The sequence below is a fragment of the Streptomyces lydicamycinicus genome (assembly GCF_000829715.2).
GTDB lineage: Bacteria > Actinomycetota > Actinomycetes > Streptomycetales > Streptomycetaceae > Streptomyces > Streptomyces lydicamycinicus.
The window spans coordinates 521,120-535,544 of sequence record NZ_BBNO01000008.1; the positions used below are offsets into that span (position 1 = coordinate 521,120).

At 69.3% G+C, this 14,425-nt stretch carries 15 protein-coding genes; 8 read left to right on the plus strand and 7 right to left on the minus strand.

Annotated elements, in window-relative coordinates; all coding sequences use genetic code 11:
- Positions 1 to 35 precede the first annotated feature (35 nt).
- From TU31_RS28540 to TU31_RS28560, 5 genes are all read left to right on the plus strand, one after another.
- Entirely contained in the window at positions 36 to 1,106 is a 1,071-nt protein-coding gene (locus TU31_RS28540; protein WP_245698831.1) for a hypothetical protein, read from the plus strand.
- Positions 1,107 to 1,148: 42 nt separating this feature from the next.
- A complete protein-coding gene (locus TU31_RS28545) occupies positions 1,149 to 1,682 on the plus strand; it encodes a hypothetical protein (protein ID WP_042159683.1) in 534 nt (177 codons plus the stop codon).
- 204 nt (positions 1,683 to 1,886) lie between these two features.
- The gene (locus tag TU31_RS28550) at positions 1,887 to 2,477 is read left to right on the plus strand and encodes a helix-turn-helix domain-containing protein (protein ID WP_042159684.1); all 591 of its coding nucleotides are present in this window, start codon (positions 1,887 to 1,889) and stop codon (positions 2,475 to 2,477) included.
- 195 nt (positions 2,478 to 2,672) lie between these two features.
- Complete coding sequence (locus TU31_RS28555; RefSeq protein WP_245698832.1) at positions 2,673 to 3,605, plus strand: DMT family transporter; 933 nt, start codon at positions 2,673 to 2,675, stop codon at positions 3,603 to 3,605.
- Between the two features lie 16 nt (positions 3,606 to 3,621).
- Positions 3,622 to 4,845, plus strand: a complete 1,224-nt coding sequence (locus TU31_RS28560; protein WP_042159686.1) for an MFS transporter — start codon at positions 3,622 to 3,624, stop codon at positions 4,843 to 4,845.
- Positions 4,846 to 4,941: 96 nt separating this feature from the next.
- Here TU31_RS28560 and TU31_RS28565 read toward each other — a convergent pair whose 3' ends face one another.
- The 3 genes from TU31_RS28565 to TU31_RS28575 all read right to left on the minus strand — a co-directional run bounded on the left by TU31_RS28565 (position 4,942) and on the right by TU31_RS28575 (position 7,674).
- Complete coding sequence (locus TU31_RS28565) at positions 4,942 to 6,141, minus strand: MFS transporter (RefSeq protein WP_042159687.1); 1,200 nt, start codon at positions 6,139 to 6,141, stop codon at positions 4,942 to 4,944.
- 320 nt (positions 6,142 to 6,461) lie between these two features.
- Complete coding sequence (locus TU31_RS28570; RefSeq protein WP_042159689.1) at positions 6,462 to 6,695, minus strand: DUF5133 domain-containing protein; 234 nt, start codon at positions 6,693 to 6,695, stop codon at positions 6,462 to 6,464.
- 118 nt (positions 6,696 to 6,813) lie between these two features.
- Positions 6,814 to 7,674, minus strand: a complete 861-nt coding sequence (locus tag TU31_RS28575) for an RNA polymerase sigma factor SigF (RefSeq protein ID WP_042159691.1) — start codon at positions 7,672 to 7,674, stop codon at positions 6,814 to 6,816.
- A gap of 318 nt (positions 7,675 to 7,992) precedes the next feature.
- On the opposite strand from TU31_RS28575, the gene TU31_RS28580 reads away from it, so the two are divergent.
- Together TU31_RS28580 and TU31_RS37345 are read left to right on the plus strand one after the other, a co-directional pair.
- Positions 7,993 to 8,163 (plus strand): hypothetical protein, encoded by a 171-nt coding sequence (locus TU31_RS28580; protein ID WP_042159693.1) that lies wholly within the window; start codon positions 7,993 to 7,995, stop codon positions 8,161 to 8,163.
- A 263-nt stretch (positions 8,164 to 8,426) separates the two neighbouring features.
- A complete protein-coding gene (locus TU31_RS37345) occupies positions 8,427 to 8,600 on the plus strand; it encodes a CsbD family protein (RefSeq protein WP_078886031.1) in 174 nt (57 codons plus the stop codon).
- A gap of 115 nt (positions 8,601 to 8,715) precedes the next feature.
- Here the strand turns inward: TU31_RS37345 and TU31_RS28585 are convergent, their stop codons facing one another.
- Both TU31_RS28585 and TU31_RS28590 read right to left on the minus strand, forming a co-directional pair.
- Positions 8,716 to 9,918, minus strand: coding sequence for an FUSC family protein (locus TU31_RS28585; protein WP_042159695.1), 1,203 nt, complete (start codon positions 9,916 to 9,918; stop codon positions 8,716 to 8,718).
- A 128-nt stretch (positions 9,919 to 10,046) separates the two neighbouring features.
- The gene (locus TU31_RS28590) at positions 10,047 to 10,943 is read right to left on the minus strand and encodes a SigB/SigF/SigG family RNA polymerase sigma factor (RefSeq protein WP_078886032.1); all 897 of its coding nucleotides are present in this window, start codon (positions 10,941 to 10,943) and stop codon (positions 10,047 to 10,049) included.
- A gap of 336 nt (positions 10,944 to 11,279) precedes the next feature.
- On the opposite strand from TU31_RS28590, the gene TU31_RS28595 reads away from it, so the two are divergent.
- On the plus strand, positions 11,280 to 11,606 hold the full coding sequence (locus tag TU31_RS28595) for an STAS domain-containing protein (protein WP_245698836.1): 327 nt from the start codon (positions 11,280 to 11,282) through the stop codon (positions 11,604 to 11,606).
- Between the two features lie 140 nt (positions 11,607 to 11,746).
- Here the strand turns inward: TU31_RS28595 and TU31_RS28600 are convergent, their stop codons facing one another.
- A complete protein-coding gene (locus TU31_RS28600) occupies positions 11,747 to 12,295 on the minus strand; it encodes a ferritin-like domain-containing protein (protein WP_042159697.1) in 549 nt (182 codons plus the stop codon).
- 138 nt (positions 12,296 to 12,433) lie between these two features.
- Complete coding sequence (locus TU31_RS28605) at positions 12,434 to 14,305, minus strand: glycoside hydrolase family 15 protein (protein WP_042159699.1); 1,872 nt, start codon at positions 14,303 to 14,305, stop codon at positions 12,434 to 12,436.
- Positions 14,306 to 14,425: the final 120 nt, after the last annotated feature.

Sequence of the window (14,425 nt, forward strand, 5' to 3'; positions counted from 1 at the left end):
GGATGTCGGGGGATACCGGGGGAATCGGGGGACTCATGGTGAGGTACACGTCTGCGCACACGACGGGCGGGGCGGCGGCGGGAGCGGGCCGGACAGCGGCGTCCGGCGAGCCCCGCACCACGACCGTCACACGCCTGTCGCCGCGATTCCGGGGGCCGCGCGGCACAGGCCGGGCCACCGCGCTCGGTGCGGCGGCCCTCGCCCTGGCGCTGCCGCTGGCGGCCTGTTCGGCGGGCGGGGGAAGCAAGGCTCCGACGGGCGGATCGAGCAGCTCGGCGGCCGGTTCGGCGCCGTCCCCCAGCCAGTCGCCGACCGTCGACCCCGACGCCTACCGTCGTGCGCTGACCGGCGCCCTCCGGCCGCTCGACAGCGCGCTGCGCACGGTCGACGGTGCGCGCGAGGGCGGGGCGCTGGACACGGCGCTGGACAGCGCCGCGCGCAAGGCCGAGACCGCCGCCGACGCCCTGGAGACGGTCGCCGCACCGGACAACGCCCTCTCGGGCACCAGCCAACTCGCCACCGCCCTGCGGGCCTTGGGGCAGGATCTGCGCAGCGCCCGCGGCAGCGGCGGCCGCTGCGCCACCTCACCCCGCGTCGAACTCGACACGGCCCACGGCCCGCAGAGCGTCAAGGAGGCCGCCCGCGCGCTCAAGGCCCTCGGCTATGACACCTCGCTGCGGCTGCCGCGTACGGAGCGGGCCCAGCACCGGCGGCTGGCGAACGGCGCCTTCGTGCGCGACGGCAGCCGGGGCGGTCTGGGCCGGCTGACCGTCAACAACGGCACCAGCTCCGATGCGGTGGTGACGCTGACCCGCGGCACCCGCACGGCGTTCTCCCTGTACGTCCGCAAGGGCTCGAAGGCGACCGTCCGCAGCGTCAACAGCGGTGCGTACACGGTGTACTTCACCACCGGCGAGGACTGGAACGGCGGGAAGCGTTCCTTCACCCGCGGATGCAGCTTCGAGAAGTTCGACGACAAGGCGAACTTCCGGACGGTGCGGGTGGCCGGCGGGACGCAGTACACGGTGCTGACCTTCACCCTGAACAAGGTGTTCGGCGGCAATGCTTCCACGAGCACGGTGCCGCCGGGCGAATTCCCCTCGTAGCGGCGGCCGGTGCGCCGGAGCGGCTCGGTAGGGTGACGTCACGTGGGCGACAGCACGGTATGGACTCTGGCGATCGCGGCGGTGACCGGCGGCACGGCGGTGCTCGCCAGTTGGGTCACCAGCCGCGGCAGCGCGCGGGCCGCCAGGATCCAGGCCGAGACCGCCGCGCGCTCGCAGCGTGCCGAGCGGCTGCGGGAGAGCCGCCGCACCGCCTATCTGGATCTGATCGAACAGACCCACCGGATGGGCGAGTTGTTCTGGGAGATCTCCACCGTGCTGCGGCTCCCCCGCTCCGAGGCCCGTACCTCCACACTCGGCGAACTCCAGGACCGGGAGGTCGCCGAGTACGCGAAGATCCGCCGCTGCGCCCGGGTCGTCGAACTGGAGGGCCCGCACCCGGCCGCCGCCGCGGCCCTCGCCCTCCAGAAGGCCACCCGCCCCTTCTACGCCGCCCTCAGCGCCGACCTGGCCGGCGACCCCGACGGCCAGGACTCCTTCGACGCCGCCTACCGCCCCTTCTGGAAAGCCCTGGAGGAGTTCGTGGACGCGGCACGGGACGCCCACCAGACGGACTGACACGGGTCGCCACGACACCACCGGCGGCTGACCTACGCCGCGCCGCCACCGTCGTCAGGTGCCAAGGCGAGCAGGGCGACATCGTCATGGCGACGGGCTCCTCGTCGGCAAGGGCGCCCAGGCCGGGCCTGACGCGCCCCAACAGACCGGCAGGCCCCTCAGGCCGTCAGCGGCATGCCCCCGCTTCGGCATTAGGATGCGGGCATGGCAGACCCGGCCCCCTCCACCCCTCCCGCGCGGGACCCGGAGCTCGGCTTCCCGCCGCCCGGCGAGGTGCTGCACCGGCTCCGTACGCAGCGGGGGATGTCGCTTCGCCAAGTGGCGGCGGAGTGCGGGCTGTCGGTGTCCTTCCTGGCCGGTCTGGAGCGGGGCGAGACGGATATCGCGCTGGAGCGGCTCGGCCGTCTGGCCAAGGTGTTCGACCACGATGTCGGCTCATTCCTGGGGTTCTCCCGGGGGCGGGCCACCCCCTCACTCTTCCCCCGGGAGAAGCAGGAGACCCTGAACCGGGCACCGGGTGTCGTCTACCGGGTGCTGCGGTCCCCGGAGCTCGGATACCAGGTGGTCACGGGGGACTTCGCCCCGCACAGCGGCCTCACCGAGGACCTTCAGCACGAGGGCTCCGACCTCATCATGGCGACGCGGGGCACTCTGGTGGCCCGGTACAACGGCCGGGACCACGAGCTGCGCGCCGGGGACTGCATCCAGTGGTCGGCCGGTCATCCGCACACCTTCCGCAATGACACCGATGAGCCGGCCCAGATGGTCGCCGTACTCTTCTCCAGCCTCTACTGAGCCTTCCGCTCTCCTCCAACTGCCCTGCGGACCACGGTCCGTGGGGCTTTTTGCTGCCCGGGCACCGACCTCCCGTTCCAGCCGTGGCTGCGACCACCACGGTGTACCCCGGAGAGCGGAAAACCGTCGCGGTGAACGATATTTTGCTCTAGCGTGCAGTTTACCGAACAGAGTCAACCGGAGGGAGCGTCAGCAGTGACCAGTCCCAGCCCGCCCCTGGGGAGTGAGGAGCGGTCCGCACCCCGTGGTGTACCGGCTCCCGCGGGGCGCCTCGCCGAACTGCCCGCCCGGGTGGCCCTCGTGGTCGTCTGGAGTTCGGGATTCCTCTCCGGCACGCTCGGCCTGCGGTACGCGGCGCCCTACACCTTCGCGGCGTTACGCTTCGCCCTCGCCGGACTGGTGCTGCTGACCGTCGCCGGAATCCGCCGCCGGCGGCTGCCCCGCGGGCGCCGGCTGCTGCATCTGGCGGTCGCCGGAGTGCTCGTCCAGGCGGTGCAGTTCTCCAGCATCTACGCGGGCATGGACCTCGGAGTGCCGTCCGGGCTCGCGGCCCTGATCATCGCCCTCTACCCGCTGACCGCCTCGCTGCTGGCGGTACCGCTGCTCCACGAGCGGGTCTCGGCAGGCCAGTTGCTGGGTCTCGTCCTCGGGCTCGGCGGGGTGGCGCTGGCGGTCGCCGAGGGGATCAAGCTGTCCCTCAACTGCCTTCCGGGAGTGGGCTTTCTCGCGCTCGGGCTGCTGGGCATCTCCGCCGGCACCGTCTACCAGAAGCGGTTCTGCGGGGAGATGGAGCCGGTGAGCGGCAATGCCGTACAGCTGCTGGCCGCCTCGCTGGTGGTGCTGGTGCCCGCGCTGCTCGTCGAGGGCTGGGACGTGCACTTCACCGCCGCGTACTGGCCGGTGCTGCTGTGGAGCGCGCTGGTCAACTCCGTCATCGGCGTCGGCCTGCTCTACCGCCTCCTCCAGCGCCATGGCACGAGCCAGGTCAGCAGCCTGTTCCAGCTGGTCCCGATGAGCACGGCGGGGCTCGGTGCGCTGCTGCTCGGACAGCGGCTCGGCCCGCTCACCCTCGCCGGGCTCGTGCTCGCCACGGCCGGCACCCTCCTCACCCACCGCGCCCGCCACTGAACGACCGGAGACCCCTATGAACCAGCTCATGGACAGCGGCCGGCGCGCCCCGGCCGCCACTCCCCCGGCCGTGGCCCGGCTGCGGCGGGCGATCACCCTGTTCTTCGCCCTCGACGGTTTTGTGTTCGCGGGGTGGGTGGTGCGCATCCCCGCCATCAAGGAGCAGATCCACGCCTCGGCCGGCGCACTCGGACTGGCCCTGCTGGGGGTGTCGGTGGGATCGGTCGGCACGATGCTGCTCACCGGCAAGCTGTGCCGCCGCTACGGCAACCATCCGGTGACCGTGGCGGCGGCGGCCCTGCTGTCGCTGTCGGTCGCCCTGCCGGCGCTGACCCGTTCCGCCCTTCAGCTCGGCCTCGTCCTGCTGCTGTTCGGAGCCGCGTACGGGGGCCTCAATGTCGCCTTCAACGCGGCCGCGGTGGACCTGGCCGAGGCGGTCCGGCGTCCGATCCTCCCGTCGTTCCACGCGGCGTTCAGCGCGGGCGGACTGGCGGGCGCGGGACTCGGCGGGCTCCTCGCCCCGCATCTGAGCCCGCTGGGGCATCTGTTGCTCCTGACGGCGACCGGGCTCGTCATCACCGCGTACGCGGGTCACGTTCTGCTGCGGACGCCCCGGCCGGCCGTCGGCCATGGCCCGCTCCGCGACGGAACCGAGGCGATACCGGGGCGCGGCCGTGTGCCGTTGCGCCGTACCCGGCTGCTCGTGACGGTCTACGGGCTGATCACCCTGTGCACGGCGTACGGCGAGGGCGCGCTGGCCGACTGGGGTTCGCTGCATCTCTCCACGGACCTGCACACCGGGCCAGGTGCGGCAGCGGCCGGATACGCGGTGTTCGCGCTGATGATGACGGTCTCCCGGATGTCGGGCAGCCGGCTCCTGGAACGGCTGGGCGACACCCCCGTCCTGGTGGCCGGGGGTCTCCTCGCGGCGGTGGGGATGCTGGTGGCCGCGCTGAGTCCGCAGCTGTGGCCGGTGTACCTGGGCTACGCGCTGACCGGGCTGGGCCTGGCCAATGTCTTCCCGGTCGCGGTCGGCGGCGCCGGCGCCCTCGCCGGCGCCCACGGCGTCGCGGTCGCATCGACCCTGGGCTACTCCGGCATCCTGCTCGGCCCGCCGTCGATCGGGTTCCTCACCGAGGCGTACGGGCTGCCGAGGGCGCTGACCACCATCGCCGCGCTGGCCGCCGTCGCGGCGCTGCTCGGCCGGCTGGTCCGGCGCGGGCGGCGGGCGGCGTACTGACCACGCGACGCCCGCCCCTGGTGTGCCCCGCGGTGGCGGCCGTACCGCCACCGCGGGTGCCTCAACAGCAGGCAACCGGCCGGTGGACCCGTAGGCTCATCCGGTCTCGGTCACCGGTTCGGCCGCCGTCCGGTCCCGCGCCGGCGACGGCCGGACGAAGGCCAGGAGGGCGGCCACGGCCACGGCGACGGCCATCACCCCGGCGGTTGCCCGGGAGGTGCCCGTGAACAGACTGCCGGCGACACCGGTGAACAGTGTCACCAGCAGCGCCCGCCCGCTCATGTTCAGCGAGGCCGCGGCGCCCTGGAGCTCCGGGTGGAGGCCCATGGAGCGGCCGAAGATCACCGGGTAGACCGTGGCGAAACCGGCGCAGAAGAGGGCGAGCGGGCCGGTGGTCGCCCACGGTCCCCGGCCGAAGGCCAGGAAGAGGGCGGTACCGACGACGGTGAGGGCGATCCCGCAGACCACCGTGCGCTCCGGTCCGCCCAGTACGCCGATGAGCTTCGAGGCCAGCAGACTGGTCACCGAGAACGACGCCACGATGATCAGCAGATGGCCGGCGAAGCCGACCGTGGAGAGGCCGAAGGTGCCGGTGTAGAGGAACGAACTGGCCGCGATGAACACCATGTAGGCGGCGAACAGCAGACTGGGCACGAGCGACGCCGCGAGGAATGCCTTGCTGGTCAGCAGCTTCCGGAAGTCGGCCGCCACCTGCCGCACACCGGCCTTCACCGGTGCGCCGCCGGTCTCCGGCAGGAAGAACGCCATCAACAGCAGCGACACCAGCGTGATGCCGAAGACCGTCGCGTAGTTGCCGCGCCAGCCGAGCGTCCGGTTGACGATGCCGCCCAGGGCGGGTGCGGCAGTCATGAACGCGGACATCGCGGCGTTGGTGAGCCCCAGCATCTGGAACAGCCGGGTGCCCTGGTAGACGTCACCGATGATGACGAAGACCAGGACCACGGACGTACTCGCCCCGATGCCCTGGACGAGCCGGGAAGCCAGCAGGAATTCCATGTGCGGCGCGATCGTGCAGCCCAGCGCACCGGCCAGCATGAGGGTGTTTCCGGCCAGCATCACCGTGCGGCGGCCGAAGCGGTCCGACAAGGGGCCGTGGACGAGAGCGCCCAGGCAGTAGCCGAAGAAGTTGCAGGTGATGGTCAGCTGCACCGCGGAGGCGGAGGCTCCGAAGTCACGGGCGATGTCCGGGAAGCTGGGCACGGACATATCGAGCTCCATGATGGTGCCGATGAGCGTCACCACGAGCAGGGCAGGCAGATATCTCTTTGTGGTCATGGCCTCATGAGGAAAGGTTCGAAAGGAAAAGGGCAGGCATGCGGAGCCGAGCCGTGCCGGGAGGGCATGGCTCAGCTCCGGGGCGTGACCTGTCTTCGGACCAGGGGCCACCACGTGGCGTGGGCGTTACGGGGCCTGCGGCTCGCCCGCTCACCACCCACGGCGGATAACGCCGGCTGCACCCCGTCTCCCCTTCTGCGCCTCAAGGCTGTCGTCGCGCCATGCTAAAGCGGGGCCCTTCGACTGCCCAGGCATTTTTGACCTGCGGGGGAGCTGCCGGCCGTCGGGGCCGTCGGGGTGCCTACGCCCGCATCGGCCGGTCAGCCCGTGCCCGTGAGGAGGGAGTCGTCCCTCACCCCGGCGCCGGGCAGCCGGTGGCGGGCGGCGATCAGTGCCGCGTCCACATCGCGGGTGCCGGTGGAGACACACAGGGTGTAGGCGATGTCGTCCATCCTCCGGCGCACCTCGGCCTTCCCCTGGCGAGCGTGCAGCAGCTCCAATACCTCATACTCCGCCACGAGTTCCCGCAGCACCGCAGGGTGGGCCATCAGCATCGTCGGTTTCCTTCCCTCACGAAAAGTGTTCGCCGTCGCGGATGCCCGGACCTCGTCGCGCCACACCTCGCAGGAGGCTGCCGTGCCGGATCAACGGGCCCCGCCGCACGGGGCGGTCTCAGCGTTCGGTGAGCATTCCGGCGCGGAGCTTCGACAGGGTGCGGGTGAGCAGCCGGGAGACATGCATCTGGGAGACGCCGAGCTCTTCGCCGATCTGCGACTGGGTCATCTCCTGGCCGAAGCGCAGCTCGATGAGGCGCCTTTCCCGTGCGTCGAGGGTGTCGAGCAGCGGCCCCAGCACCTGGTAGTCCTCGACGGCCTCCAGCGCCGGGTCGTTCTCCCCCAGGACGTCGACGAGGGTGCGGCGCTGCTCCGACGGGTCGGGGTCGGCGGGGGTGTCGAGCGAACCGGCGGTGTAACCGTTGGCGGCGACGATGCCCTCGATGACCTCGTCCTCCGACAGGTCGAGGTGGGCGGCCAGTTCGCGGACGGTGGGGTCGCGGTCGAGCTTGGCGGCGAGGTGCTCCTTGGCCTTGGCCAGGTCGCTGCGCAGCTCCTGGAGGCGGCGGGGCACATGGACGGCCCAGCCGGTGTCACGGAAGAACCGCTTGATCTCGCCCAGGATGTAGGGGACGGCAAAGGTGGAGAACTCCACCTCACGCGTGAGGTCGAACCGGTCGATGGCCTTGATCAGACCGATGGTGCCCACCTGGATGACGTCTTCCATGTCGTCGCCGCGATTGCGGTAGCGGCGGGCGACATAGCGCACCATCGACATGTTCATCTCGATGAGGGTGTTCCGCGCGTACTGGTACTCGTGCGTGCCCTCTTCGAGGACCTGAAGCCGTTCGAAGAACTGCTTGGACAGGTCCTTGGCGTCCCGAGGTGCCACCTTCTGCGGTTGCGGCACCTCCGGCAGTGCAGAAACCGGGGTGATCTGTCGCAGCTCGGTGGTGGTCTCGCTCACGATGGTGGTCATCTCGCCCTCCCGCGCGCCCGGCACCTGCGGACGCTTCAGCGGCGCGCCTACCCCGATCTCTCCAGGGCATGCCTGCGAAGCGGAGACGGCGGCAACCGCGCTCCGTTCGACGGCAGTTGTGAGATTCGTGTGAGACGTGTTGGGACCCGTGAGACCACTTTCCACAGCAGAGACCTCGTCTGCCCCGGAGCCCGCGCACGATAACTGATTTCCGGGGCAATACGCGTCAGGGACACAGCGGTTGCCCGGTTTTTATCCGAAGAAACGTTGTGTGTGACTCGAATGCGCGGGCACACGATGTCTCGGAGGTTGATAACTATGGTTCCCCTGCTTCTCGTGCTTCTGCTCGCACTGCTGCTTTTCGGTGCCGGATTCGCTTTGAAGGCGCTCTGGTACGTCGCAGTGGCCGTACTCATCATCTGGGCGCTGGGATTTGTACTGCGTTCCGCGGGTGCCGGTGGCAAGCGCGGCCGGTGGTACCGCTGGTAGCCGCCGCAGCCCGGAAATCCGGGGTGGGCCGGACAACAAGGCGTTGTCCGGCCCACCCCGATTTTTCTGTGTCCACTGACGCATCAACACCAGGCCGGGGGAAACACGAGAAGTACGGCCCGGGACGTGCGCTGTTCCCGCAGGGGACTCACCTCCATCGCAGTGCGCGCCCCGGGTCGGTATGCGTTCCCGCAGCTACCGCTCAGCCGTTTGGCAGCGCAATGCGGGGGCACGAGAGAAACGCCGCCAACGGAAGGACCACCATGAGTGCCAGCGAAAAGGCCAAGGCCCTCGCCGAGCAGGCCCTCGGCAAGGTCAAGAAGGAAGCGGGCCGGGCCGTCGGAAAGGAAAGTGCCACCGCTGAGGGTTCCACGAAGGAATCCCGGGGGCATCTCCGCGGAGCGAAGGAGAAGGCCAAGGACGCCTTCAAGAAATGACCGAGCACCGCCCGGCACACGGGAGGGGCCACCGCTTTCCTGCGGTGGCCCCTCCCCTTTGTCACGACGCGTGCCCCGCTGGTCTCCTGGGGCACCACCTCACGAGGCCGCCCATTCACCGGTCGACATGGTGCTGGAGCACGTCACAGGTGTACTGGAACTCCTCCATCAGCCGCGCGGCCTCGATGACCAGCACCCCGTAGGGGCGGCTGGGGTCCGCGAGCGGCAGCTCACCCCGCTCCGCCTCCTCGGCCAGCCGTCGGCGGTAATCCTGTGCCTCGTCGGCCAGTTGGCACAGCTCGGGTGCCTGGTCGCCGAGCCGGTCCTCGTCGAGGTTCGCGAAGACACGGGTGATCCGGGAGAGGGATTCCAGGAAATCGGCGTAGCTCGCCAGGAAGGCGCCGTAGCGGTGGCGGTCTTCGTCCGCGCTCCATTGGTCCAGGCTCCGGGTGAGGGCGGCGATTTGGCCCACGGTGCGCTCCAGCGCTTCCAGCACCGCGGCATAGCCCTCGAAGCCGGTGTGCGGGCGGCCGCGGCGGACGAGCCGGCGAGGGTTGTAATGGAGGCTCTCCCGCGCCATCCGCAGTCCCGTGCGGGCCTGTGTGACCAGTTCGCCGGTCTGTTCGGCGCGCGACCGCCACCGCCCGGTGCTCTCCTCGTCGAGTCCGCCTTCCCGCATCACCGGGTGGATGTCGCTCACCAGGTCGCACAGGGCGTGGGCCAGCGTGCGGATGCCGTATTCGGCGCTGCGGTAGCGCAGTGGCGGCAGCACGGTGACGTTCACGAGGACGCCGACCCCGCAGCCGATGAGGACCAGCAGGATGATCTGCCCCAGCTGGGTGCTCTTGTCGAGGGTCGAGGTGGCGGACACATAGGTGGAGAAGGCGAAGAACGCGGCGGTGGCCACCTGGGAGCCCTGTGAGCCGAGGGCCGGCCACCGGCCGATGGTGAGCGCGACCAACGCCACCAGGGCGAACGTCAGCACCTCGGGCCCGACGAGAAAGCCCAACGCCGCCTGTACAGCCACACCCGCCACCACCGCGCCCACGTAGCGCGAGGACTGAAGCAGTGACTGGTAGACGGTCACCTGCATGATGAGCACCGCGGAGAACGGGGCGAACGCGGGCGACTGCGCATGCAGCAGGTGGTAGGAGATCACCCAGGCGATCGTCGCCGCCAGGGTGCCCTTGGCGACGAGGAGCACCGTGGTGCGCTCATGGCCCTCCGAGCCCAGCGCCCGGCCCCACCACTGCCGGACGCGCGCCATCCGGCCCGGCCGTGCCGGTCGCATCCGCCGCTCGCTGACTTCTCCGGCCATGCTGTCCCTTCGCCTGGTGCCCCATCCGCGCCTCAGCGGATCTTGCGGTGCCCGGTACCCGGTACCCGGTCACGGGGGAACCATCCATGGGCCGTGCCGCTCGGCCGCCGGCAGCGGGTCCGGCGGGGTCACTTGTGGCCGAGCATGCCCCTGCGCAGCTGCTGGATGATGCGGGCGAGCAGTCGGGAGACATGCATCTGGGAGATACCGAGCACCGTGCCGATCTGGGCCTGGGTCATCTCCCGGTCGAAGCGCAGATGAACGATGAGCCGGTCGCGTTCGTTGAGCTGTTGCAGGAGCGAGGCCAGGGCGTACCGGTCCTCGACGTGCTCCGTGGCGGAGTCGGTGGTGCCGAGGATGTCGGCGAAGACGGGCCCGCCGCCCGGTGTCGTCAACTCGCCGTCGCCGGAGAGGTGCAGCGAGACGGCCGTGTAGCCGTTGCCGGCCACAATGCCCTCGATGATCTCCTCTTCCGTGAGCTCCAGATGCTCGGCCAGCTCTTTGACGGTGGGTTCGCGGTCCAGAGAGCTGGACAGCTGCTCCATGGCCTGGGCCAGGTCGATGCGGAGTTCCTGGAGACGGCGCGGGACATGGACGGCCCAGCTGGTGTCGCGGAAGAACCGCTTGATCTCCCCGAGAATATGGGGAATGGCGAAGGCCGCGAACTCCGTTCGGCGGGACGGGTCGAACCGGTCGATGGCCTTGATGAGGCCGATCGTCCCGACCTGGACGATGTCCTCCATTTGGTCACGGTGACTTCTGTACCGCGAGGCCACATAGCGCACCAGCGACAAGTTCATCTCGACGAGCGTATTGCGGGCGTACTGATACTCGGGGGTGCCCTCTTCGAGTTCCGCGAGCCGCTCGAAGAACAGCGGCGACAGCGCCTTGGCGTCCTGGGGAGCCACACTCCCGGCATCCTCGACGCGCGGAAGCGTGGTGGAACATCTTCCGGCCCGCGGTGACGGCCCGTCATGAGGCCCCGGCAGTTGTGTGTCACATACGTCCTCGAAAACCGTGTTCATGCTCCACCTCCGGGATTCAGGTCGTTTGAGCTGGCCTGTTGCCCGGCGTCAGGTCCCTTATGCGTATCGGCGGAACAATCACCCCGCTGAGTGGCGCAGCCGGTGGACCGGAGAGGTCCGTCCGCGAAATCCTGAATGATTCATGAGAAAAGCAACCGCCGTCGCGCCGCACTCCGGACGAGAACCAGGGCGCCGGCGCCCGGACGCACTTCGCCGACCTGCGACGGGGACCATACGAGGGACAGCCTTCGGGCCGGCCGAACAAGAGACTGTCTAGAACCTGTGCGCGAAAAGCATGACATGCTGTCGGCCATGTACGTTCATACACCGGCTGAGGTGACCCATGCTGTCGAGGACGAGGTCTTTGTCGTCCGCGTCAGCGGGTCCCTCGATCACGACAGCGCCCCTCTCCTGGAAGAGGCCTGCGCGCTGGCGGAGGATTCCGGCGCTCCACGTACCGTCGTCGATCTGTCGCTCACCGACTTCGCCGACTCCACGGTGCTGCATGTCCTGCTCGCCGCCCAGCGGGCCCACCACCGGCAGCAGCGCACGCTGATCGTCGCCGGCCCGTTCCACGAGGTCGTCCGCCGGCTCTTCGATGTCACCGGCACCGCCGGATACTTCACGCTGGCCGACGACATGCTCGGCGCGCTGGGCTCCTGAGGGCCCGCGCCCGGCTCGCCCGCTCCGGGCGAGCGACCCCCGGTGGGGACGCACCCCGCCGTCGCGGGCCGGCGGGACGCACCACCGCCGACCGCCGCCGACCGCCGTGATCAGGCCAATCACGCCGGGAACGGCGCGCGTCAGTCGGTCTTCCTGTCCTGCGGCATGCGTTCCAGCAGCCCCCGCAGATCGTCGGCGTGCTCTTCCTCCTGCGCCAGCAGATCCTCGAATACGCGGCGGGTGGTCGGGTCGCCGTCACCGAGCCACTTCGCGATTTCCGTGTAGGAGGCGATGGCCACGCGTTCGGCGACCAGGTCTTCCTTGATCATTTCCACCAGGTCGTCGCTGGCGTCGTAACCGGCGTGCGCCCGCTGCGTCAGGGTTTCCGGGTTGAAGTCGGGCCGGCCGCCGAGCTGCACGATGCGCTGCGCCACCTTGTCCGCGTGTTGCTGCTCCTGCGCGGCATGTTCCAGGAACTCCGCGGCGACCGGCTCCGAATAGAGACCGGAAGCGGTGTAGTAATGCCGCTTGTACCGCAGGGTGCACACGATTTCCGTGGCCAGCGCCTCGTTCAGCACCTGAAGAACGCGCTCCAGATCGGCTCCGTACGCTTCGGTGACCGGTCCCTTTTCCATCTCGCGGCGGGCGCGCTCGCGGAGGGTGGTGATGTCGGTGAGAAAGTCAGCCACGGTCTTCCTGCCCTTCAGTTCTCCTGGGGTGGACAGCGCTTCGCTCCGAAATGTGTGCCCAGTCGGCACCGCCGGTCAGTATGCCCCGCAATCGGGCCGGCAACGGAGACCCTTCCGTCGGCAGTGTGGCGTTTCGGCTCAGCCCATGAAGTCGTCCAGGCTCGTGGCCGCGCTGATCAGCGCGAGATGGGTGAAGGCCTGCGGGAAATTCCCCAGATGTTCGCCCGTCAGCCCTATCTGCTCCGCATACAGACCGAGGTGATTGGCGTAGGTGAACATCTTCTCCAGCGCCACCCGGGCCTCTTCGATCTGCCCGGTACGGGCGAGCGCCTCGACCCACCAGAACGAGCAGATCGAGAAGGTCCCCTCCGTTCCGTCGAGGCCGTCAGGGGACACTTTCGGGTCGTAGCGGAAGACCAGGCTGTCCGTGACGAGGTTCTCGCCGATGGCCCGCACGGTAGAGCGGAATCGCGGATCGTCCGGCGAGAGGAATTTGACCATCGGCATCACCAGGAGCGAGGCGTCCAGAATGCATTCCGGTGGCTGCCCCGCCTCGCCGCTGAGGCGTTGGACAAAGGTCTGTTCCTGCGCGTTCCAGCCCTGTTCCATGATCTGGTGGTAGATCTTGTCGCGCTCCGACATCCAGCGGACCGGATCACCCGGCAAACCGCGCTGCCGGGCCATGCGGATCATGCGCTCCACCGCTACCCAACACATCAACCGTGAATAGGTGTGCCGCTGTTGACCGGCCCGGGTCTCCCATATCCCCGCATCGGGGCTGTCCCAGTGCTCCAGGAGCCAGTCGAGAACGGCACACAGATCCATCCAGCTGTCGTGTGAAATACCGGCGCCGTGCTTGTTGAACAGATAGACGGAGTCGAAGAGTTCACCGTAGATGTCGAGCTGGAGCTGGCCGGCGGCACCGTTTCCCACCCGGACCGGGGCGGATCCCCGGTAGCCCGCCCAGTGGTCGAGGACGTGCTCGGGGAGTTCGGCGTCACCGTCGATGGAATAGAGCACTTGTAGCGGGCCGTGTTCACCGTTCCGCGCACCGCGCAGACACGAGGTCAGCCAGCTGATGAAGGCCTGCGCCTCGCGGGTGAAGCCCAGCCGCAGCAGGGCGTGGAGGGAGAAGGCCGCATCGCGGATCCAGACATAGCGATAGTCCCAGTTCCGTTCACCGCCGAGCTGTTCGGGAAGCCCGAGGGTCGGTGCGGCGACGATGGCTCCGGTGGGTTCGTGGGTGAGGAGTTTGAGTGTCAGCGCGGAACGGTGCACCATTTCCCGCCAGCGGCCGGTGTAGGTGGACTGGCTCAGCCATCGGCGCCAGAACCGTACGGTGGACCGGAACAGTTCCTCGGCGGCTCGGGTATCGACCAGGTCGACGGCGGGTTCGGCGCGGGAGGGCCGGGTGGTCTCCAGCACGAACAGCGCGGACCGGCCCTCCGCCAGGTCGAATTCTCCGATGGCGTCCTGGCCCTCGGCCCGGAGGCTCACATTGGCCTGGAGCGAGATTTCCAGCGCGTCACTGGTGAAACGCACACCGTGCGGCCGGCTCTCCACCTTGTGCGGATCCCGGCCGTAATTCATCCGCGGTGCGATGACGGTACGGATACGCGAACTGCCCCGTACGCTGACCACCCGCCGCACCAGCCGTTGCCGGTGATCGGGGTCGCCCTCCGCCCGTATCGGCATGAAATCCTGGATCTCGACGATGCCGTTCCCGGTCAGCATCCGCGTCATGAGGATGTTGGTGTCGGGAAAGTAGTACTGCTGGTGTTTGGCGATGTCCTCGACGGGTCCGATCTGCCAGTGTCCGCCGTCCCCGGCATCGAGCAGGGACCCGAAAATGCTGGGCGAATCGAACCGCGGGGCACAGAACCAGGTGATCCGGCCATCGGTCCCGACCAGCGCCGCGGTCCGCAGATCACCGATCAGGCCGTGTTCGGCGATGGGCAGATATCCCCCGCCACCCGCCTCACCGCCCGAGGTCCTTTGACGGTCATTCATAGGCCACGCCCCCTGTCGCCTCTTCTGCCGTGTGCTCGTTTCTCATCGACTGCCCCTCACGGGCAGGGCCGGCACGGGCGCGCCGAGCGGAGTGCCGAAGCGCCGCCCCTTCGTGCGCAC

Coding starts and splice junctions, on each gene's coding strand:
- TU31_RS28540 (WP_245698831.1), top strand. CDS start 36: ATGGTGAGGTACACGTCTGCGCACACGACGGGCGGGGCGGCGGCGGGA.
- TU31_RS28550 (WP_042159684.1), top strand. CDS start 1,887: ATGGCAGACCCGGCCCCCTCCACCCCTCCCGCGCGGGACCCGGAGCTC.
- TU31_RS28560 (WP_042159686.1), top strand. CDS start 3,622: ATGAACCAGCTCATGGACAGCGGCCGGCGCGCCCCGGCCGCCACTCCC.
- TU31_RS28565 (WP_042159687.1), bottom strand. CDS start 6,141: ATGACCACAAAGAGATATCTGCCTGCCCTGCTCGTGGTGACGCTCATC.
- TU31_RS28570 (WP_042159689.1), bottom strand. CDS start 6,695: ATGCTGATGGCCCACCCTGCGGTGCTGCGGGAACTCGTGGCGGAGTAT.
- TU31_RS28575 (WP_042159691.1), bottom strand. CDS start 7,674: ATGACCACCATCGTGAGCGAGACCACCACCGAGCTGCGACAGATCACC.
- TU31_RS28580 (WP_042159693.1), top strand. CDS start 7,993: ATGGTTCCCCTGCTTCTCGTGCTTCTGCTCGCACTGCTGCTTTTCGGT.
- TU31_RS37345 (WP_078886031.1), top strand. CDS start 8,427: ATGAGTGCCAGCGAAAAGGCCAAGGCCCTCGCCGAGCAGGCCCTCGGC.
- TU31_RS28585 (WP_042159695.1), bottom strand. CDS start 9,918: ATGGCCGGAGAAGTCAGCGAGCGGCGGATGCGACCGGCACGGCCGGGC.
- TU31_RS28590 (WP_078886032.1), bottom strand. CDS start 10,943: ATGAACACGGTTTTCGAGGACGTATGTGACACACAACTGCCGGGGCCT.
- TU31_RS28605 (WP_042159699.1), bottom strand. CDS start 14,305: ATGAATGACCGTCAAAGGACCTCGGGCGGTGAGGCGGGTGGCGGGGGA.